Origin of the sequence: Collinsella sp. CLA-AP-H1, assembly GCF_040092945.1 — a bacterium.
In the GTDB taxonomy this organism is placed as follows: Bacteria; Actinomycetota; Coriobacteriia; order Coriobacteriales; family Coriobacteriaceae; genus Collinsella.
In genome coordinates this window covers 63,191-84,061 of the sequence record NZ_JBBNKO010000005.1, presented here as the reverse complement: position 1 = coordinate 84,061, position 20,871 = coordinate 63,191, and the positions used below count along the sequence as shown (strand labels likewise).

16 protein-coding genes are annotated in these 20,871 nt (G+C 57.1%); 9 read left to right on the top strand and 7 right to left on the bottom strand.

Going from position 1 to position 20,871, the window contains the following annotated elements; genetic code table 11:
- Positions 1 to 44 precede the first annotated feature (44 nt).
- From AAAV44_RS04335 to AAAV44_RS04325, 3 genes are read right to left on the bottom strand one after another with little or no spacing between them, the layout of a single operon-like run.
- Entirely contained in the window at positions 45 to 1,016 is a 972-nt protein-coding gene (locus AAAV44_RS04335; RefSeq protein ID WP_349114734.1) for a TlpA disulfide reductase family protein, read from the bottom strand.
- A gap of 29 nt (positions 1,017 to 1,045) precedes the next feature.
- Entirely contained in the window at positions 1,046 to 1,948 is a 903-nt protein-coding gene (locus AAAV44_RS04330) for a 4Fe-4S binding protein (protein ID WP_349114733.1), read from the bottom strand.
- Positions 1,941 to 2,087: a CD1871A family CXXC motif-containing protein gene (locus tag AAAV44_RS04325; RefSeq protein ID WP_040219972.1), complete on the bottom strand. Its 147-nt coding sequence runs from the start codon at positions 2,085 to 2,087 to the stop codon at positions 1,941 to 1,943. The genes AAAV44_RS04330 and AAAV44_RS04325 overlap by 8 nt, the downstream gene beginning before the upstream one ends.
- 90 nt (positions 2,088 to 2,177) lie before the next feature.
- Here AAAV44_RS04325 and AAAV44_RS04320 point away from each other — a divergent pair, with 90 nt between their 5' ends.
- The 4 genes from AAAV44_RS04320 (at position 2,178) to AAAV44_RS04305 (ending at position 9,595) form a co-directional block, all read left to right on the top strand.
- The gene (locus AAAV44_RS04320) at positions 2,178 to 2,852 is read left to right on the top strand and encodes a response regulator transcription factor (protein WP_349114732.1); all 675 of its coding nucleotides are present in this window, start codon (positions 2,178 to 2,180) and stop codon (positions 2,850 to 2,852) included.
- Positions 2,849 to 4,000 (top strand): ATP-binding protein, encoded by a 1,152-nt coding sequence (locus AAAV44_RS04315; RefSeq protein WP_349114731.1) that lies wholly within the window; start codon positions 2,849 to 2,851, stop codon positions 3,998 to 4,000. Before AAAV44_RS04320 ends, AAAV44_RS04315 begins: the two co-directional genes overlap by 4 nt.
- Positions 4,001 to 4,067: 67 nt before the next feature.
- Positions 4,068 to 5,072: a LuxR C-terminal-related transcriptional regulator gene (locus tag AAAV44_RS04310; RefSeq protein WP_349114730.1), complete on the top strand. Its 1,005-nt coding sequence runs from the start codon at positions 4,068 to 4,070 to the stop codon at positions 5,070 to 5,072.
- 155 nt (positions 5,073 to 5,227) lie between these two features.
- Positions 5,228 to 9,595 carry a hypothetical protein gene (locus AAAV44_RS04305; RefSeq protein ID WP_349114729.1) on the top strand — a complete coding sequence of 1,456 codons (4,368 nt, stop codon included), beginning with the start codon at positions 5,228 to 5,230 and terminating at the stop codon, positions 9,593 to 9,595.
- A gap of 89 nt (positions 9,596 to 9,684) precedes the next feature.
- On the opposite strand, the gene AAAV44_RS04300 is transcribed toward AAAV44_RS04305, so the two are convergent.
- Complete coding sequence (locus AAAV44_RS04300) at positions 9,685 to 10,269, bottom strand: hypothetical protein (protein ID WP_349114728.1); 585 nt, start codon at positions 10,267 to 10,269, stop codon at positions 9,685 to 9,687.
- 9 nt (positions 10,270 to 10,278) lie between these two features.
- Complete coding sequence (locus AAAV44_RS04295; protein WP_055286736.1) at positions 10,279 to 10,509, bottom strand: helix-turn-helix transcriptional regulator; 231 nt, start codon at positions 10,507 to 10,509, stop codon at positions 10,279 to 10,281.
- 256 nt (positions 10,510 to 10,765) lie between these two features.
- Here AAAV44_RS04295 and AAAV44_RS04290 point away from each other — a divergent pair, with 256 nt between their 5' ends.
- The 4 genes from AAAV44_RS04290 to AAAV44_RS04275 all read left to right on the top strand — a co-directional run bounded on the left by AAAV44_RS04290 (position 10,766) and on the right by AAAV44_RS04275 (position 17,932).
- The gene (locus tag AAAV44_RS04290) at positions 10,766 to 12,148 is read left to right on the top strand and encodes an ATP-binding protein (RefSeq protein ID WP_349114727.1); all 1,383 of its coding nucleotides are present in this window, start codon (positions 10,766 to 10,768) and stop codon (positions 12,146 to 12,148) included.
- Between the two features lie 157 nt (positions 12,149 to 12,305).
- Positions 12,306 to 14,303 (top strand): toprim domain-containing protein, encoded by a 1,998-nt coding sequence (locus tag AAAV44_RS04285; RefSeq protein ID WP_349114726.1) that lies wholly within the window; start codon positions 12,306 to 12,308, stop codon positions 14,301 to 14,303.
- Between the two features lie 45 nt (positions 14,304 to 14,348).
- Positions 14,349 to 16,589, top strand: coding sequence for a DNA gyrase subunit A (locus AAAV44_RS04280; protein ID WP_349114725.1), 2,241 nt, complete (start codon positions 14,349 to 14,351; stop codon positions 16,587 to 16,589).
- Positions 16,590 to 16,837: 248 nt separating this feature from the next.
- On the top strand, positions 16,838 to 17,932 hold the full coding sequence (locus tag AAAV44_RS04275) for an ATP-binding protein (RefSeq protein WP_349114724.1): 1,095 nt from the start codon (positions 16,838 to 16,840) through the stop codon (positions 17,930 to 17,932).
- A gap of 107 nt (positions 17,933 to 18,039) precedes the next feature.
- On the opposite strand, the gene AAAV44_RS04270 is transcribed toward AAAV44_RS04275, so the two are convergent.
- A complete protein-coding gene (locus AAAV44_RS04270; protein WP_349114722.1) occupies positions 18,040 to 18,570 on the bottom strand; it encodes a flavodoxin family protein in 531 nt (176 codons plus the stop codon).
- Between the two features lie 321 nt (positions 18,571 to 18,891).
- On the opposite strand from AAAV44_RS04270, the gene AAAV44_RS04265 reads away from it, so the two are divergent.
- The gene (locus AAAV44_RS04265; RefSeq protein WP_349114720.1) at positions 18,892 to 19,812 is read left to right on the top strand and encodes an LPXTG cell wall anchor domain-containing protein; all 921 of its coding nucleotides are present in this window, start codon (positions 18,892 to 18,894) and stop codon (positions 19,810 to 19,812) included.
- A gap of 616 nt (positions 19,813 to 20,428) precedes the next feature.
- Here AAAV44_RS04265 and AAAV44_RS04260 read toward each other — a convergent pair.
- Positions 20,429 to 20,755, bottom strand: a complete 327-nt coding sequence (locus AAAV44_RS04260; RefSeq protein ID WP_349114719.1) for a helix-turn-helix domain-containing protein — start codon at positions 20,753 to 20,755, stop codon at positions 20,429 to 20,431.
- Positions 20,756 to 20,871 lie beyond the last annotated feature (116 nt).

The following is a 20,871-nucleotide window of genomic DNA, read 5'->3' as shown; positions in this document are numbered from 1 at the left end:
CTTCGCGCAGCGGCGCACGATCTTCGCCATGCTTTACGCGTTTTCTACTGCTCGCTATTCGCAATCGCCTGGTCGATAAGCTTGTCGAGTGCTGCGCGCTGCTCGGCGGAGCTGATGGCTCCCACGATTGGATCCCCTACGATGTTGCCATTCTGATCGATGACATACGTTGTCGGGAACGAGAACAAATTTGACGTAAACTTACCGGCCTCGCTATCCGACTTGAACCAGATGTTCTTATATGTCACGCCCTTCTTGCTCAGCACGTCCTTGGCATCTGCAATCTCGCCCTTGTTGCCATCGAGCGTAAAGGAATTGACGCCCACGACCTGGCCGCCCTTCTCGGCAAGCTCCTGATTCAGTTTCTCAAGATCGCCCAACTCACCCACGCACGGCTTGCAAGTGGTGAACCAGAAGTTCATGACGGTAACCTTGTTCTTAGAGAACAGCTCGTCGCTGCTCACGTCGTTGCCGTCCAGGTCCTTGCCCGTAAAGCTGGGGAACTTCGTCGCCTCGCTCGAAGCATTGGCACCAGCCGTCATGCCAGCGGTCGAAGCGTCGACGCTCTCGCCTGCGCTCGGCGTGCTTCCACAGCCGGGGAACTCCTTCTCCAAGCTCTCGAGCTTGTCCTCGATTTCCTTGATCTGCTGCGCACCGGCCTTGAGCGTCTTAAGCTCATCCGCCGTAAACTCATCCTTGGCGCCGTCGATGGTCTTGAGCAAGAAATCGCCGTAATTGCTGCCGTCCTCAATCATTGTCGAGTCTTTATTTGCCGCATTGAATACCTTTTCCCACAGCGCGTTATCACTCGAAAAGATCTCGTTCTCCTTCTGCATGAGCTTCGCATACAGCTCGGCGGCCTCGTCGGCATTGGCCGGCTTCTGCGCAGTGAGTTCTGCGATCTTAGGATCGGAGCTCGCAGATTCGCTCACATTGCCACCGGGCGCCGAACATGCCACAAGGCACAAGGCCAATACCGGCACCATAAACAGGGCCGCAATCTTAGAAAGCTTCATAGTCATTCCTCCGTTTTGTCGAAGCTTGTTTACTTTTTATCGGCGGTCAAGGGAAGCTTTTCCGCCGACACATCCAGGCCATAGCGATAGCTGATGGCATCGACAGGACAGGCCCCGATGCACTTTCCGCACCGGATACATTCGGCATGATTGGGCGCGCGGACCACATCAACGTCCATCTGACAAACCCTTGAACACTTGCCGCACGAGACACATTTGCATGCGTCAACCCGAATCCCCAGTAGGGACACCCTATTCATGAGCGCATAGAATGCGCCAAGTGGACAAATCCATTTGCAGAAGGGGCGATAGAACAAAACGCTCAGCACTACCACGGCAATGAGAACGGCAAGTTTCCAGGTAAAGAGCTGCCCCAGCGCAGATCGAATGCCGGCGTCGGCAATGGCCAGCGGAATGGCGCCCTCGAGCACACCCTGTGGACAGATGTACTTACAAAAGAACGGGTCGCCCATGCCCACGTCGTTAACCACCAAGACGGGCAGCAGCACCACGGCAAACAGCAGCACGACGTACTTGATGTACGTGAGCGGCTTGAGCTTTTTCGTGGAGAACTTTTTGCCGGGAATCTTATGAAGCAGCTCCTGCAGCCAGCCAAACGGGCACAGAAAGCCGCATACAAAGCGTCCCAGCAGCACGCCGAGCAAAATGAGCGTACCGGTAACATAGTAAGAAAAGTTGAACTTGGATGAACCTACCACCGACTGGAACGACCCGATGGGGCACGCACCCGATGCCGCGGGGCACGAATAGCAATTAAGTCCAGGTACGCAGACTGTTTTTCCCGCGCCCTGATAGATGCCGCCTTTGGCAAAGTTTGGCAGGTGAATGTTGGTGACCAGCGTCGCCGCCGCCTGAATGAATCCGCGAAATCGGGCCAAAACATGCGACGCAGTGTTTTCTCTTTTATCCAATTCCGATACACTCCAAGCACAGCCTAATCGCTTTGGCCAGCACGGCATCCGCCTCGCCACGCATAACACCAAAGCACACCATGGCAATTCCGACGATCAACAAAGCGACCTGTACCACGGGCTTTACCGCTTTGAACAACCTGACCACTCCTTTCGTTACGCGACCATTGGACCATATCGGCTATAAAATCCGTGTTAAGCGCGATTTGGAATGTGCAAGGAGACTGTTATGCGTATTTTGACCGTCGAAGACGAGCGAGCACTGTGCGATGCAATCGCGCGCAGCTTGCGAAACTTGGCGTACAGCGTCGACTGCTGTCACGATGGACGGGAGGCGCTCGACCTGCTGGGCATCGAAGTCTTTGACCTCGTGGTACTCGACCTCAATCTTCCCCATGTCGACGGCATGACCGTGCTCAGGGAACTTAGGAAAACCGATTGCGAGACCAAGGTACTGATTCTGTCCGCGCGTGGCGAAGTATCCGATAAAGTCGACGGACTCGATGCCGGCGCCAACGATTACCTCACCAAGCCGTTTCATCTGGACGAACTTGCAGCAAGGATCCGCAGCCTTACCCTCAGGCGCTTCGCACAAAGCGACATAGTATTAACCTGCGGAAAACTCAGCTTTGACACCAAGGCGCGCATCGCTTCCGTGGGCAGCGAGGCCTTATCTCTTACACGCAAGGAAACGGGAATCTTGGAATACCTGATGCTTAATCAGGGGCGACCGGTAAGCCAAGAGGAGCTTATCGAGCACGTTTGGGATAGCACCGTGAACAGCTTTAGCAACGCAACCCGCGTTCACATCTCGTCGCTCCGCAAAAAGCTACGCAGCGCTTTGGGATACGACCCGATTCGCAATCGGATTGGAGAGGGCTACGTTATGGAGGATGGCGAATGAAAGGGCTTTCGCTGCAATGGCGCATAACGATCATGACGGCACTACTGACGTGTGCGGCGTGCGTGCTGACGAACTGTCTGGTCGGCTATACGGGCATGCGCTACATGGATGCCATCGGCAGCGACATCTCGGCCTTTAACGCAACCGGCGAAGATTCGCTCTGGGCGTTCGACCCAACGAAAGCGGCCCTCGATGACAAGGTCACGATCGTCGTAAACGACGCGCAAGAGTCTTTTGGCACGACAGCCTGGTACATCACGGCTGGAGTCACACTCCTTGGCGGCGCGCTGGCATACTTTGTGAGCGGCCGTGCACTCAAACCGCTACGGGCTTTTGCAGCCCAGGTTGAGCGTGTGCAGCCTGACAACCTAAGCGAAATCAGACTCAGTGAAGATGTGCCCACCGAGCTACAACGATGCAGCGCCTCTTTCAACGACATGATCGCCCGTCTTGGCGAAGGGTTCTCTGCACAGCGTCAGTTTACCGGCAACGCCGCACACGAGCTGCGCACCCCGCTCGCCCTTATGCAAGCACAGATTGAACTATTCATCTCCGAGCACCCCGGTTTGCAACCCGAAACGGCCGAACTGCTCGGCCTGTTACAAGAACAAACCGAGCGCATGTCTCGAATGGCCAAGGTATTGCTCGAGATGAGTGAGCTCCGCAGCGTTCCTTGCGAGGACGATGTGGAACTTGGCCCCTTGTCCGAAGAGGTCCTCACCGACCTTGCGCCACTTGCCGAAAATAAGGGCATAGCCCTCAATTGTGCTGGAGACGCTTTAGTAATCGGGAACGATGCGCTCCTCTATCGGCTGGTGTTTAACCTGGTCGAAAATGCCATCCGTTACAGCCACTCCGGCTCGACTGCCAACGTCTCCATCAGCGACAGCGACAGCCACGTGCTCCTACGAGTCAAAGATGAGGGCCCGGGAATACCCAAGCAGTACCGTGAGAGCATCTTCCAACCGTTCTTTCGCCTGGATAAATCCCGCAGTAGGGTATACGGCGGCGCAGGACTCGGACTAGCGCTCGTTTGGGAGATTGCAGCGCTTCACGGTGGCACGGTAGAGGTCGAAGCAAGTTCCGAGAACGGGACCACCATGCTCGTAAGCCTTCCAAAACGATCCGCAGCGTCAACCGAACAGTAAAACGAAAGGAGTCCCGAGCAACAGGAGTACAATTGCTGCATTGTTGCCAGCTGTTGGGAGATGGAAGATGGACTGCGATGGCCACCCATGCGTTCCCATGCCGTTGATGTGCACCGCCTTTGTGCCGGGGCAGATTGACGCTGCGGTTGCAGGCATTTCCGACCCCGATTCGCGCGCCATCGCCACGGCAGAAGCGCTGTACTTTCGCGGACAGGCCGCCCTCGCCGCCAAGACGGCGCGCCCCTATCTTGACGCCACCGATCCCGCACTGCGCTATTCCGCATGCTTTATCTGCGGATACGCCAGCCTGTCGCTCAACCGTATCGCCGACACCCGCCGGTGCCTTGCGGGCATCCTCGATACGCCAACTGACGAGGAGTCGCCCTCCGTCCACGCCACACATATCCTGTTCGCCTCGGCCGCGAGCGTCCTGCTGCACTTGCGTTCCCCGTATTCCGCCGAAGAGTTTTATCCACTTGCGGCGCATCTGCCCGAAGGCCTGCGCCTGTTTGCCAGCTACGTGATGGCGCACGCCTTGTATCTGCGCGGCGAATACGGCCGCAGCCTAGGCATGGCGGAAAACGCCCTGATTATGAAACAGGGAAGCTATCCGATCTCGGAACTATTCCTGCACCTGGCAGCTTCCATGGCATGCATGAGCCTCAAGGACATCGACGCCGCAAAAACGCACTTCGGAGCTGCTTGGGACATTGCGCGCCCCGACGGCCTTATCGAGCTCATTGGCGAGCACCACGGCCTTTTGCAGGGGCTCATCGAGGCATGTCTAAAATCGCAATACCCTAACGATTTCGCACGCATCATCGAGATTACGTATCGATTCAGCTACGGCTGGCGGCGCATCCACAACCCCGATTCGGGCGAGGACGTGGCTGACGACCTGACGACCACAGAGTTCACCATGGCCATGCTCGCCTGCCGCGGATGGACCAACGCCGAAATCGCTCGCCATATGGAAGTATCGCCGGGTACTGTCAAAAACCGCCTATCAGGAGTGTATGCCAAGCTTGGTATCGGAACTCGCGCCGAGCTGGTCGCGCATATGTTGCGTTAGCGACCGGGCTGCCAAGCGCATCGAACGCGTTCCGGAACCCGGCGCTTCGCTCGATTAATTTGGACATTTTGACCCTTGAACGGCACTACCGCCACGTGACGCCTTCTCGCAAAATTGGATTATTTCCACCGATGCCTGCGGGATGGGAGCCAAAGATGCTTGATCGCCGTTCGTTACTTGTTGCCGGAGCGTCCTCGCTGGCGAGCATTATGTTGCCGCGCGTGCCGGGAAGCGCAAACGCCTTCATATTGCCGTTCGCGCCCACCGAAGCCTATGCCGACGAAAAAGACCCTTTCAGGGTGCTCGTTCTCTCGCGCACCATGTTTGGTGTGGTCGTGGTCGACGTCGCCAACAAGAATACGCCCATCGCAGGCGCCAAGGTCACGCTCACGTCGCGCTACGCCGCAGGCAAGCAGCTCACCGCCACGACCGATGACGAAGGCACGGCCATCTTTGAGGTCGCCCCTCTTTCAGAAGGCTACGTGGACGAGGCAACGCTTCTCGACGCGTACGACTTTAACGGCGGCATCTCCATTAGCATGGCAGGCTACCGCGATGTCGAGATTCCCCTCGCGCGTATCCAGGGTGGCACCGCCATAACCGCGCCCACGCGTCCGCTTTCCGACGGCGAGCCGTACTTTCGCCAGCTCACATTCGACGATTGGGACATCCAGTACGCCGACGCCACATTCATGGCAATGCCGAAGGACGACACTGCAAACGAGCAGCCTGACACGCACGCTTTCACTGTGCAGGCTCATCTGCCACAGGGTGGACAGGCAACGCTGCACATCAACAAGGTAATACCTGCCGCGGGCAACTCACCCGAAACCGTCACGCAGATTGGCCAAGTCAAGGCCAGCGCATCGGGCGCGGATAATCTGGCAACGTTCACACTCGAAGACAAGTTCCTCGATGCGGCATCGGGCCTTCTGGAAGAAGGGTGCAAGCTGCGCTTTGTCCTCGACTATCAGGGCAAAACCTACACGCTCTCCTCCCCCATGGCCGTTGTCACCGCGCCGGCCGCAAAGGCGGAATCAGGCTCGACCACCATCATTCCCACCACCATGGACCAAGAGATCACTCCGTTTGATTTTCCGGCGGCGTTTCCCGGCATCGGCGGCAATAAGTTCACGTGCTGGATGCCCTCGTTCCCCATTTTGTTCGATTTCTCGTTTGCCGGGTACGTACTGTTTGGCGGAGGATACAAACCAGCCAGCTATATGAACGATTCGGGCAACCCTGATCCGGAATACTGGAAGAAATCGCCGCGCGAGTCGGGCGCCAAGCAGGCAAACCGCTACCTCGACGAGATGGAGGGGAAGTGGAATCAGTACAAGAGTATGAGTGCCGGATCGGGCACCGATCCAAGAAACACCAAGCTCCTTCGCCACCATTGCACGCCGCTGTTCACGATGGATATCGCCACACAGCTGTACGGCTCGCTCGCCTACGATTGGGTGGGCAAAACCTGGGGTAACAACAACGACCCCGCATACGGCAATATTAAGGCCCTCTTCCAGGTAAGAACCGACCTCAATTGGACCGAGCAGTTTACCCTAGGACCGGTGCCATTTTTCCTAAACGTCAATCCCTGGGTGCTGGCAAAACTGGCGCTCGCCGTGGGTGCCCACACGCACGGCAGCGGCGCGGCGTTTTTTAAAAACATTTCGCTCGACTATTCCAACACGTCGGGCTCGTTCACCATCCAGATCGGGCTTGCCGTCACCTTTGGCGCCGGCGTTGCAGGCGTCGCTTCGTCTGCCGTGCGCGGCGCCGCATCCCTCACGCTGTTCATTGGGTACGAGAAGGCAGATGGACACCAGCTTCCGCGACTGCGCGTAGGTGCAGACGTCGATGTCGACGTGATACTCCAGTTCGTAATGTTCAAGTGGACCACCAAGGCTTGGTCGGGGTCGTGGCCCACACTCATCGATTCGTGGAATATGTCGATGAACAATGGCGACCAGTATGTGCTCCAGCGCTCTGAGCTCGCATTGGGTGGAGATACGCCTTATACGCTGGATGTCTGCTTCGGCTCGGCCGGCAACATTGAGGCGGGCGGCGTGCCGCAATTTATCGCATCGGCCACCATCGTCACCAACGCCGAACTGCTCGCACGCGCCGAGGTTAAGGCCACTGCCGTAAACGCCGCGCCTGTCGTGCGCGATTGGGAGCGGGCGGTCACGCGCATTGAGCTCGAGGCGGATGCAGAAAGCGACGACACGGGACAGATTGAGCATTTCGTCCACGTGCTGATGGAGAACGACGAAAACGCCGCGCCGATGTATGAGTACACCTACATCGGTCAGGCAACGAACACCGTTGCCGACCCGAACGCCAATTCTGCCGGCGTGTCGGAGGACGAGCGTGGCGGCGTAAAACCCTCGAGCGACAACGTGCTGTTTGCTGGCGTGCTCAGCGAAGCCCACATGAAGCTGGCAATGATTGCCGGCGTGGAATGCCTGTTCCGTATCGCCTCGGTGCGATACGGCGACAATGGTCGCTCGCGCCTGGTGGTACACACAAAGGCAAACGGAACGTGGTCCGCTCCCACGCCTGTGGACTTTCCCCTTGGGTTTGGCGAGGGCGACGTGGAGTGCGACGGCATATACGATTACGACTTCGACGTGGTGGAATATACGGACGGAAGAGGAAACCAGGACGCCTACGTGCTGCTGGTCTCGGGCGAGCGCCCCGCCGGTGACAACACCCTTTTCGATACGGCGAGCACATCCGGCATACTGTCCGTTGTGCGCCTGCGCATAAGCAACGACGGAGTTCGCGTGATATCGCACACGTCGTGGCGCAGCATCTCGCGCGGCCGCCTTCAGGAGGATGGCTACCATTGCCTGCAGTGCCCACGTATCACGGTGGGCAAGACACTTGTCGACGGGCGCCTGTCGGGCGCCTACCTCCACCGCCGCGGAACCACCGCAGAAAAGGCGCTCGGCAGCGAGGCCGAGGTTGCGCTGGAGTGCTTTACCCTGTGGTCGGACGTTTCGGGCGACAGTCTCACGTTCCGTCAGGTCCTCCGCTTTCCACAGGCACCGTCGAGCATCGAGCTCGGCGCGCCCGAGAATATCAACGGCAAAATGGTGGTGCCCGTTGCATACGAGACCGCAGGCGGTTGTGGCTGTGCATCGTACGCCGTGATCGGCCAGTCCATTGCGGGCTGGGGCGTTATGTCGCCAGATGCCACAGTACCCCACGCGGTGCCGTGGCCGCAGCACACGGGCTTTTTGTCTACCGTCAACGAGCAACTGCAGCATATTACTTGGACGCGAGGCGCATCGGCATTTGCAACGCAGCCCGTGGGTGCCGCAGGCTGTGGCCCGGCATCGTTTAGCGTAAGCAACAACGGCAGGTGCGTGCTCTATGTAGAGAACACCGATGGCAAGGTGGGGCAAACCTACGACGAAGAAGGCAACCCGGTAGCAGTGATGGGCAAGCACTTCCGCATCTTCGCCAGCACCTTGTCAGGCGATCTGTTTACGGAGCCGTTCGTGATGTGCGAGCTGGACCATCCCGTCGATCAGATAACGACATTTTTGACGTCGGGGAGCATGCTCTCCGCGCTCGCCACGCACATTGTGAGCGCGGAGAAGAGCGAGGCAGAACTACACGGCATCGAAGTGCCCTTGGTGGCGTGTGCCACTCCGACGGGCGCGGTCGCTACCTCGGGCGCGGTGGTGCCCGGAGCAGCAGGCGAATCCTTCATGGTCACGGTGCGAAACGACGGCAACACCTTGCTGACCGCCGGCACGATCGATCTGTACCGAGAGGGCTCCAGCCAGCCGTTCTCCAGCGCATCCATCGGGTTCGGAGCGAACGCACGCATGGCATCGATCTACGATCCGGAGCTTGCCGAGGATGCTTCGGCCAACGACATGGCACACGTGAAGTACGCGCTCGAGACGCTGGGCGCACGTTTTGCAACGCACCCGCTGGTAGCCGACAACGGCAACGCCGTGCTGGCACCGGGTTGCACGGCACAGTTCCGCATGAGCTTCGCCATTCCCGAGAGTTGGAGCGACGAAGTTGGCAAACGCGTAACGCTGTATGCGAAGGCGCGTAATCTGGTGGCGCTCGATCCCGTAACGCTCGAGGAAATTCGACCGGGGGCAAACTCGGCGCTGGGTGCCGTACTGCACGAGCTTCATGTGCCCGACGCGGCATGCGAACGCTCAGAAGTTCAGGTCGGCGTATGCGACAACGCGGATACGACGGGGCTTCACGATGCACCGATGACGGCGGACGGCGGTGGCAGCTCGAGTGGCGGCGGTACTGACAAGGGCGGCGACTCCGGCGGAAGCAGCTCCAGCAGTGGCAAGGACCACGGCACTAACAAGCGCTCCGGAAAAGCGGGCGCGCTTGCGGGCACGGGCGATGCCAACGCTCCCCTGACGGCAGCCGCTGCAGCACTCGCCGCGGCAGGCGCCGGCCTCATCGCCTACAGCGCCCGCCGCACGGCCCTCGAAAACGACACCGCCGATGAGGTCAATTCTGATAAGCCTCGCTAGCTCCTAGTTACTTTTGTGAGAGACGCCAACTCGGCTCGTCGAACATCAAATGGGCTGGTTCTGGATACCCAGAGCCAGCCCATTGCGCATTAGTTATCGTCAGTGGAGTCGAGTTCTGCCTCGAGCTTGGCACGGCGTCTTTTCGCCGTGAAAAACGTTGCGCACAGGCCAGCAAACGTGGCCGCGAAAATCGTCGCACCGCAGAACACGCCCGTGGCCAGGTTCGCCAACCAAAAGACGCTTTCGAGCGGTACGATCTGCGCCTCAGCGATACAGCGCATTGCGGCAATAACAAGCGCGAACGAGGCGCCGCTAAGACCGCTGAGAAGCAGGAAATATCCAACAGGAAGATGCTCGGTTTGCCCAAAACGATTGGTATCGACATAGCCCTTCCGCGTTTGCAGTCCTGCGCAAATCAACATCACGAGAACGAGCCACAAATACATGGCTGCCTCGAACGGCGTTGCAAAGCAATGCGGCATTTCACTGGCGTCGCTGTGAACCCACGCAACCTGTCGAGCTATAAACTGGTAGAAAAATATCATCAACATGCCAAACGAAAGCAGCACGAAACCAATCTTGTAGATCTTCGCGCTCTCAGCCTCCAGGCGCTCATCCTTTGGGCCGGCATATTCACGCCACTTTTGCACGAGTTTTAAATCTTCAAATTTCATAGCAAACTCCTAAAGAGCGTCAGGGTCGACGTCGCTCTCGTCTTCCCAAAACAAGTCGTTCAACGTAACGCGTAGCGCTTTACAGATTGCCACGCACAAATTGAGCGTGGGGTTGTAGCCGCCCGCCTCGATCAGGCCGATGGTCTGGCGCGTAACGCCCACGGCCTCGGCCAAGTCAGCTTGCGAAAGGCCAACCGCCGCGCGCGCCGCCTTCATGCGGAGGTTCTTTTTGCCCGGCATGGAGTTCCTTTCGTAGTAATGGACAGATATCCGTTGCAACATGACAGAAATATATTGCATATATCAGACAATGTCAACTATATCTGTCATTATGAAAACCATATTCGTCATCGCCATGCGGACATTACAACTTCGGTTCACTATTCAAACTTACTCGGACAGAACCGACTCGGTTTTGTCCGAGTAATCTCGAGCATAATCTGATTCATGCGATATAATTAACTCGGATAAAACCGAGTCGGAAGGAACCGAGTAAGTGGAATTTATTGGCAGGGAGCGTGAGCTCGCCCGTATTAAGAAAACGCTCAAAGCACCCGAGCAGCGCAATGTTCTCATTTACGGCAGGCGTCGCGTCGGAAAAAGTGAGCTCATCAAGCAGGCGCTAACCGATTTGTCGGACGTCGCAACGGTCTATTACGAGTGCCGCCAAACCTCCGAGGCAGACAACCTCGAGAGTCTGTCCGTCCTTGTTGCTGAAGCGCTGAGCTTTCCTCCGCTCGCCTTCACAGGCATCCGCGAGCTCATCGAATTTCTGTTTGCCCAAGCTAAAGACAAGAACATTACCCTCGTTCTCGACGAATACCCCTACTTGAGAGATGCGGTTAAAGGCTTAGACAGCATTCTTCAGACCTCAATCGACGCCCACAGGGAAGACTCACGTTTAAACATTGTCCTGTGCGGCTCCTACGTTGAGATTATGAAATCCCTCATCGAGCATGAAAGCCCCCTCTACGGGCGAATTGATCTCGCGCTTGAGCTTAAGCCCATGGATTACTTTGACGCTGCGAAGTTCTATCCCGCGTTCTCGCCCGAGGACAAGGTGCGGCTCTATAGCGTTTTTGGCGGTATCCCCTTTTACAATCGCCTCATCGATCAATCCCAAAGCGTACGCGACAACATCATCGAACTCGTCACGGAACCTGGCGCCCGCTTAGAAAGCGAGGTGCCGTCCTATCTCAACGCCGAGATCTCGAAGATGACCAACGCCAACGAAGTTTTCGGGGCTCTCGCACAAGGCTACTCCCGTTGGGGGGACGTGCTGGCACAGTCGCACGTCTCGAGCGGTCCGGCCATGGCAGACGTGCTCGACAAGCTCATGTCACTCGAAATCGTCCAAAAGCGTGCACCCATCAACGACCCTACGAACAAGCGCAAGTCTGGCTACTTTGTAGTGGATCCGCTTTCGCTCTTTTACTATCGCTATGTTTTCCGCAATGCCTCAGCGCGTCAGCTGCTCGACCCAGAAGTCTTCTATGATCGTCACGTCTCCCAAGACTTCGAGGAAAACTACGTTCCTCATATGTTCGAGGAGATCTGCCGTCAATACCTCGTGCGGCAGAACAGGACCGGCAAGATCGAACCGGCTTTCGACGCCATAGGCAAGTACTGGTACGACGACCCCGCAAACAAAACGAACGGCGAATTCGATGTGGTAACGCAAGACCCCGAGGGCTACGCATTCTACGAAGCAAAGTTCCGCAAATCCCCCATCACGCAAAAAATGGTCGACGAGGAAATCGCCCAAGTCGAGGCAACGGGACTCAAGTGCCATCGCTATGGATTCTTCTCCCGTTCGGGCTTCGAAGCTGGCGAAAGCGATCGAACCGTCTTCATCGACCTGCCGCAGATGTTTGGATAGGACAGGACAGGTCCCTCCCGCATTCCAAGCATTCATTATCTAATCGAACGATTGTTCGATGGATTTCGTGTTGGTTGGAATCGCCTATGGGCTGGGCTATGCTACCTTGACTATCTATATGACTTAAACGCAGCAAAGGAGCACCGAGAGAGCGAGTATGGCAAAAAACACCGCAAACTATGGTAACGACAGTATCCGCCAGCTCAAGGACGAGGAGCGCGTACGTCTACGCCCCGCCGTCATCTTCGGCTCGGACGGACTCGATGGCTGTGCACACGCCGCCTTCGAGATCCTGTCCAACGCCGTTGACGAAGCGCGCCAGGGCTACGGCAAGCTCATCACCCTTACCGCCTTTCGCGATGGCTCCATTCAGGTAGAGGACAACGGCCGCGGCTGCCCGCTCGACTGGAACCCCTCCGAGAAACGCTTTAACTGGGAACTTGTCTTTTGCGAGCTCTATGCCGGCGGCAAGTATAACAACAACCAGGGCGGCGACTACGATTTCTCGCTCGGCACCAACGGCCTGGGCTCGTGCGCGACCCAGTACGCTTCCGAGTACATGGACGTCACCGTCTGGCGTGACGGCAACAAATACTCCTTACACTTTAAGAAGGGCAAGGTCGTCGGCGCCAAAAAGAAGGCACTCGAGATTGAGCCTAGCGACGAGAACCGCACCGGCACCACTATCAAGTGGCGCCCCGATCTTGAGGTCTTTACCTCGATTAGCATTCCCCACGATTGGTATCGCGAGACCATGCGCCGTCAGGCCGTAGTCAACGCCAACGTGACCTTCCGCCTGCGCATCGAGGGCGACGATGGCGAGTTTTCCGAAGAGGACTTTTGCTATCCCAAGGGCATCGAGGACTACGTGCTCGAGAAGGTCGGTACCGACTACCTTACCGAGCCCTTCTTTATCGAGGCCGACCGCCGCGGTCGCGACCGCGAGGACCTGCCCGACTACAATGTAAAGATCACCGCGTGCATGTGCTTCTCGCGCACCTTCACGATGCAGGAGTACTACCACAACTCCTCCTGGCTCGAGAACGGCGGCTCGCCCGAGAAGGCTGCCCGCAGCGCCCTCACTAGCGCCATCGATGCTTACATTAAGCAACAGGGCAAGTACAACAAAAACGAGAGCGGCATTAAGTGGCAGGACGTCCAAGACTGCCTGGTGCTGGTGACCAACTGCTTCTCTACCCAGACGTCTTACGAAAACCAGACCAAGAAGGCCATCAATAACCGCTTTATCCAGCAGGCCATGACGGCATTCTTTAAGGAACGCCTCTCGACCTACTTGATCGAGAACAAAGACGCCGCCAACAAGATCATGGAGCAGGTGCTCATCAACAAGCGCTCGCGCGAGAACGCCGAGAAGACGCGTCAGAGCATCAAGACCAACCTGCAGCAGAAGACCGACATGGCCAACCGCGTGCAGAAGTTCATCGACTGCCGCTCCAAGGACAAGAGCCGCCGCGAGATCTACATCGTAGAGGGCGACTCGGCAGCAGGCGCCATTCGCACCTCGCGCGATGCCGAGTTCCAGGGCGTTATGCCCGTCCGCGGTAAGATCCTCAACTGCCTAAAGGAGGACTACCCGCGCATCTTTAAGTCCGACATCATCATGGACCTTATGCGTGTGCTGGGCTGCGGTGTGGAAATCAAAGACAAACGCATTAAGAACCTCGGTGCCTTTGACCTGGACAACCTCAACTGGAACAAGGTCATCATTTGTACGGATGCCGACGTCGATGGCTACCACATCCGCACGCTCGTACTCACCATGCTCTACCGCCTGGTGCCCACGCTTATCGACGAGGGCTACGTGTATATCGCCGAGTCGCCGCTCTACGAGATCAACTGCAAAGAGAAGACCTACTTTGCCTACACCGAGCTCGAGAAGAACGGCATCCTCAAGGAGATCGGCGACCAGAAGTGTTCCATCAACCGCTCCAAGGGTCTTGGTGAGAACGATCCGGACATGATGTGGCTCACTACCATGAACCCCGAGACGCGTCGTCTGATCAAGGTAGAGCCCGAGGACGTCACCAGGATGGAAACTATGTTCAACCTGTTGCTGGGCAACGACGAGGCAGGCCGCAAGCGCCATATCTCCGAGCACGGCAAGGAATACCTGGACCAGCTGGACCTGCAGTAGCAGCAAATCGATAACGACGGCCCATAAGAAGTTCAAGAGGATATCGTGGCAAAGAAGAAGACGAAGAACCAGCCAAAGAAAAAGCAGGTTAACGCCGAGAACGTCATCGGCCTGCACTCCGAGGTCACCGACCAGCCGATCACGCAGACGCTCGAGGTCAACTACATGCCCTACGCCATGAGCGTCAACGTCTCGCGCGCGTTCCCCGAGATCGACGGCTTTAAGCCCTCGCACCGCAAGCTGCTCTACACCATGTACAAGATGGGTCTGCTCAAGGGCGAGCGCCAGAAGAGCGCCAACATTGTGGGCCAGACCATGAAGCTCAACCCGCACGGCGATGCCGCGATCTACGAGACGATGGTGCGTCTGGCAACCGGCAACGAGGCGTTGCTCGCGCCGTTCGTTGAGTCGAAGGGCAACTTTGGCAAGTATTATTCGGGCGATCTGAGCTACGCCGCCTCGCGTTATACCGAGGCCAAGCTCTCCCCCATCAGCGCCGAGATCTTCAAGGACATCGACAAGGACCCGGTCGACTTCGTCGACAGCTACGACGGCGCCATGAAGGAGCCGCGCCTGCTGCCCACCACGTTCCCCAATATCCTCGTCTCGGCCAACAAGGGCATCGGCGTCGCCATGGCGTCCGACATCTGCGGCTTCAACCTCAACGAGGTCTGCACCGCTACGATGCACTACCTGCAGAATCCCGACTGCGACCTGCTCGAGTACATGCCCATGCCCGACTTCTCGACCGGCGGTGAAATTATCTACCGCCGCGAGGAGATGGAAAAGATTATCGAGACCGGCCTTGGCAGCTTCCAGATCCGCTCCCGCTGGCGCTGGATTCCCGAAGAGCGCATCATCGAGGTGTACGAGATCCCCTACACCACCAAGACCGATGTCATCATCGAGCGCATCGTCAAGCTCTCCAAAGAGGGCAAGGTCAAGGAGATCGCTGACATCCGCGACGAAACCGACCTCTCGGGCTTGCGCATCGCCATCGACCTTAAGCGCGGCGTCGACCCCGACAAGCTCATGGCCAAGCTCTATCGCTCGACCACGCTGCAGGATTCGTTCTCGTGCAACTTCAACGTGTTGGTCGATGGTTACCCTCGCGTTATGGGCGTGCGTCAGATCCTGCACGAGTGGGTCAAGTGGCGTATTGAGTCCACGCGTCGCCGCATTAACTTTGACCTGGGCAAAAAGTCCGAGCGTCTCCACCTGCTGCACGGCCTTGAGGCGATCTTGCTCGACATCGACAAGGCCATCGCCATCATCCGCGGCACCAAGCTCGAAGCCGAGGTCGTGCCCAACCTTATGAAGGGTTTCGACATCGACGAGACCCAGGCCGAGTTTGTTGCCGAGCTCAAGCTCCGCAACATCAACGAGGAGTACATCCTCAACCGCACCAAGGACATTGCCAAGCTTGAGGGCGAGATTGCCGAGCTTGAGGAGATCCTTTCCAGCGAGGAGAACATCAAGAAGGTCATCAGCAACGAGCTGGCCGCGGTCAACAAGAATTACGTGATGCCGCGCCGCACGGGCAGGATCGAGCCCCACGAGGTCGTCGAGGTGAGCCTGGAGCCCGAGGTCGAGGAGTACCCGGTGACCATCATGCTCTCACGCGATGGCTACCTTAAGAAGATGACGGACCGCGTGCTCAAGAAGGCCACCACGCTCAAGTACAAGGACGGCGACAAACCCTTTATCGAGTTCCCGTCCTCCAACACCCACGAGCTGCTGGTCTTTACCAACAAGAGCCAGGTGTACAAGTGCAAGGTTGCGGCGTTTGAGGACACCAAGTCGGCCCAGCTGGGCTCGTACCTGCCGACCGATCTTGAGATGGAACCCGACGAGAGCGTCATCTGGGTCATCGACCCCGAGGACTACAAGGCCGACGTGCTGTTCGTCTTTGAGAACGGCCGCGTGGTGCGCATCGCGCTTTCTGGATACGTCACCAAGACCAACCGCAAGCGCCTCAAGAACGCCATCTACGGTGGCAGCAAGCTACTGTATGCCCAGGTGCTCAAGGAAGATCGCGACATCGCGCTGGTCTCGAGCGACTACCGCCTGATGAACTTCAACACGTCGCTGCTCAAGACCAAGACGACCACCAACACGCAGGGCGTCCAGGCTTTCACGGCCAAGAAGGGCCGCTCGGTCACCACCGTCGGCACGACCGAGGAAATCCTTGGCGCCGGCGTCTCGGCCGAGAAGTTCACCGCGCAGAGCCTCCCCTCCGCCGGTGCCCTCATGAAGGAAAACGACATGCCGAGCCTGTTTGACTAGGTACCACGGCAACGAGACCGTTAGATACTTCGCAAAGCGACGAGGCCCGGAGCGCAACGGCATTGCGCCCGGGACTCGTCGTTTTTCTTCTCAACTATTTCTTAACGCAGATTAATTGATTTCTGCTTATTTTTCTGCGTTAAAAAATGTCAGCGTCACTGCTTCGATGCCCTTTGGTCGGTCGTTAGCAAAACTTGCAAAAATTAGCAAAACTTGCAAAAATTAGCAAAACTTGCAAAGGAGACACCATGGAGTACAGCAAGAACCCCTTTACCCCGACGTTCGGAAGTATCCCTCCCTTTCTAGCGGGTCGCGAGCATATTCTGCGTGACATCAACCGTGGTTTTATCAACGGCCCGGGAGATCCAAACCTGTCGACTATTTTTACGGGCGCAAGGGGAACGGGCAAGACGGCGCTTCTCTCGCTCCTTTCAGAAACGGCGCTTGAACACGGTTGGATCGCAGCAAATGTCTCCGCCATGCCAGGCATGCTCGAAGATATTATCGAGCGAACCAAAGAAGCCGCAGATAGCTACCTCTCACAGCCTCATGCGCGCATAAACGGCGTTCAAATTGGTCCAGTGGGCATCGATTGGACATATGCTCAAGAGGTCCAGGGCAACTGGCGCACACGCATGAATGGCATCTTTAAGCAACTCGAAAAACATGACATCGGACTTCTCATTACCATCGATGAAGTCACCGTCGATCTCGAAGAAATGCTTCAATTTGCCTCTGTTTACCAGCACTTTGTACGCGAAGGTAAAAAAGTTGCCCTACTCATGGCAGGACTGCCCTACAAAGTATCGGCGTTGCTGCGTAACGATTCCGTCTCGTTCCTCAGGCGTTCCCAATATCATCAGTTAGGACGAATCACTGACGTTGAAATTGCAAACGCGTTTCGCAAAACCGTTGAGGCCGGAGGACGTTCAATCACACCAGAAGCGCTCGAGAATGCTGTGAAGGCCGTCGACGGATTCCCCTACATGATGCAGCTCGTCGGATATCGCACTTGGGATGTTTCGGAGAACTCGCCCCAAATCAGTGCATCCGATGTCCAGCAGGGTTCCCTACTCGCACGCATGGAGCTGCGTGATCGCATTCTCGAAACGACCTATCGAGAGCTTTCCGATAAAGACATTGAGTTTTTACTCGCGATGCTGCCCGATTCTGGCCCCAGCAGGGTCTCGGAGATAGCCAAACGCATGGGCGTCGTCAGCAACTACGCAAGCCAATACAAACGCCGCCTTCTCGAGGACGGCGTCATCGGGGAACGTGGGCGTGGTCTCGTTGGCTTTGACATCCCCGCATTCAGGGAGTTCCTGAGCGAGAAAGTCTCCTAGCACGCGGAGATTGTCCATAAGGACATCAACGCATGGCAATCAGTAATCCTCTTGGTAAGGGAAGTAGGCTTTCCGCCAACGCTGATTGCCATGCGTTCTTCTTGTCCTTAGGCGAGCTTGCGAGCGAGCTCTCGCACCTCTTTCAACTTGGGCGACGATGCCATGCTGTCGCGCTCGGTCATACCGCTGATGGCGACAATGCCCTGGTCCTCCCACTTGCAGTACGCACAGGTCGACTTGTACATAGCGATCGCCGCATCATAGACGCCCTCGCTGTGGCTATCGAGTAAAAGGGCCGTCTTGGTGAACGGGAAGCCCGTAGCACCGAAGGCGTATAGGCGATCGATGGCGGCCTTCTCCTGCGCAGTGATATCAAACCAGTAGATAGGCGAAGCGAAGACAGCCATGTCGACGTCTTTCAGCGACTCGATCACGTTGGCCATGTCATCCTTCTGCACGCAAGTGCCCTCGTGGGCGAAGCAATACTGACACCCCAGACAACCAGCGATTTTCTTACTGGCAACGCGGATGACCTCGACCGTATGGCCACCCTCACGCGCGGTCTCAGCAAACGCCTCGACCATGGTGTCGGTATTGGCGCCCTTGCGCGGGCTACCGCTCAATACAACGATATTCATAAGAATCTCCCTTCTTCATGCCGCAGGCGCGCGGCATACATTTCGTTGTAACCAAAACGGATGGAGCTATTCAGTCGTCTGTAGATCGCATCTCTCGTTCGTGTTCTCTAGACACAATCTCATTGCTTGATAACTCCTCGGCCACCTTGATTCTCTCTCCGAGAATTGAACAGCAAATCGTTGCTCGCAAAGTATCGACTGTGAGAAAATTAGCTTGAGCTTTCTCCCTGCTCGCATAAGCGTTCGCGTGAAAGAGCCTAGCCGCATCGGCCAGGCGCAATATAGATCCGCGGAAACCGGCCTACGAACAAGGAGCGTCTTATGTATGGACAGCATGTTGCACCGCAGACCCATAACAAACGGACTGGCCTGTCTATCCGCGACGTCAAGCATCATGCAGACGCCAGAATCGCCGCCTTCGGAGTAAGCATTCTTGTGGCAGGACTGCTTTTGCTACCCTGCGCAGCACTGGCGACCGAAATGCCCGAAACCGATGTCGCAGCACCCATTACCTGCGACGAAGCCAACGCGGAAGGCAGCCTCACAGCTACCACCGTTGTCGACCATAACTATGACCTGGAGCTCCCTCCCGCCTTCATGTTGGTCCAGAATGAGGCGTTTGTATACGATTTCCCCGACAAACCCGAGGACTTCATCTACGGGCTTAACGACACCGTCCATCTCTTCAAGATCGACACCGATACCGAAGGCCTTATAAAAACCGAGAACCCCGAAGAGGCCAGCGTCTCTATTGCCCTGACCATGATCGACAATCACGTTAGAGCAACCGCTGTCTTTACAGGCGGCTACGCCGACGACCAAATCCCTTACAGACTGAACCTCACCAGCTCAACCCGCCTCGGCACACACGTTGACCGCGACTTCGACAGCGGGCAGGGGATTACGCACGAGACGCGGCACGATTACTACATCCGCTACGTCTTCGACAGCGACGTGCACTTGATTGCAACCGATGCGAGCGGTTCCAAACCCGATCCAAGTGTTAAACCGAGCCCAGAGGTCAAACCAGAACCAGAAACCAAGCCCGAGCCCACACCGCAGCCCAAGGCAGAAAAGCCCGCGGCAAATCCCGTTTCCACTAAGGCAGTAGCGGCGGTTAAACCAGCCAGGACCACCCTACCCGCGACGGGCGACAACGGTGCGATGGCTGTCGCCCTGAGTGTTGCCGGTGGCGCAGTTGCAGCAGTTGGTATTTCCGCAACAAGGCGTCGCAACCGCTAGCTAAAACAAATACGCCATTCACACAGGCAAACAACCAAGGTCCAACGAAAACAGTCCAGTCATCCGACTGTACCGCACTCCAGTAGTTCGCAGAGGATATCAAGGAGGTGGCCCAAGCTTCCCTTGTCGCCCTCGAGCTGTGCGACAGGCAGATCAGGTTTGGGAAGTAGAACGGCCCTTGCGCGAGGCGTGGATCGGGCAAGTTTGACTTTTATTCCCAGGGCCAAGCAGGGCCGGAGGTTTTATTGGCGGCTCTTGCGGGCGGCGCGAGTTTTGGCGAGGACGTAGGCATCGGGGTCGTCTTTGAACCAGGGGCAACGGCGCACGCCGGAGACCATATGGCAGTGGGGGCAGCCGCCCATGCACATGGGCAGAATGTGGTGCGCGGATGATTGGGCGTCCGCAGGCTGAGTGAAGCCATAACAACACTTCGTGCATCGATCAGTTTGAGCCAGCGTGCGCATGTCGGCGCCATACCGGGAAAGGAGGGCCTTCTTGTAGGGCGGACGACCCCATTGCAGTCTCCTTCCGCTCTATAACTACGGAATCGACGGCAGCCGCAGGAGAATCGCTATCGTACTCGTAGCGGTTCTCCGCCCCCTAAGCAGCGTGTCCGCTACGAAACGACCGTCTTGTAATAAGCGCCGAAGTCTGCGAGCGAGTCCATGATGGGCATCATCTGGCGGCCGAGCTCGGTAAGGCCATACTCAACGCGGGGAGGATTCTCGCCATAGTCATGGCGAAAGACCAGCCCATCGTCCTCCATCTGCCGCAGGCTGTCGGTAAGCACCTTCTGAGAGATCCCCTCAAGGTTGCGGCGCAACTCGTTGAAACGCCAAGGGCGTACGCGCAAGTTACGGATAATGAGCAGCTTCCACTTGCCGCCAATGAGCGCTACCGCCGTTGCGACCGAACACTCCGGAAGCTCCTCTTTCGCCATCACGGGAGACCCAACCTCCTCGACCATACCGGTTTCACAAAAAGGTATGCAGTTACAAATATGTGCGTACTCGTATTTGCATGCGCCTTCGCGTTGAATATAACTCGCGCAGGAGATGC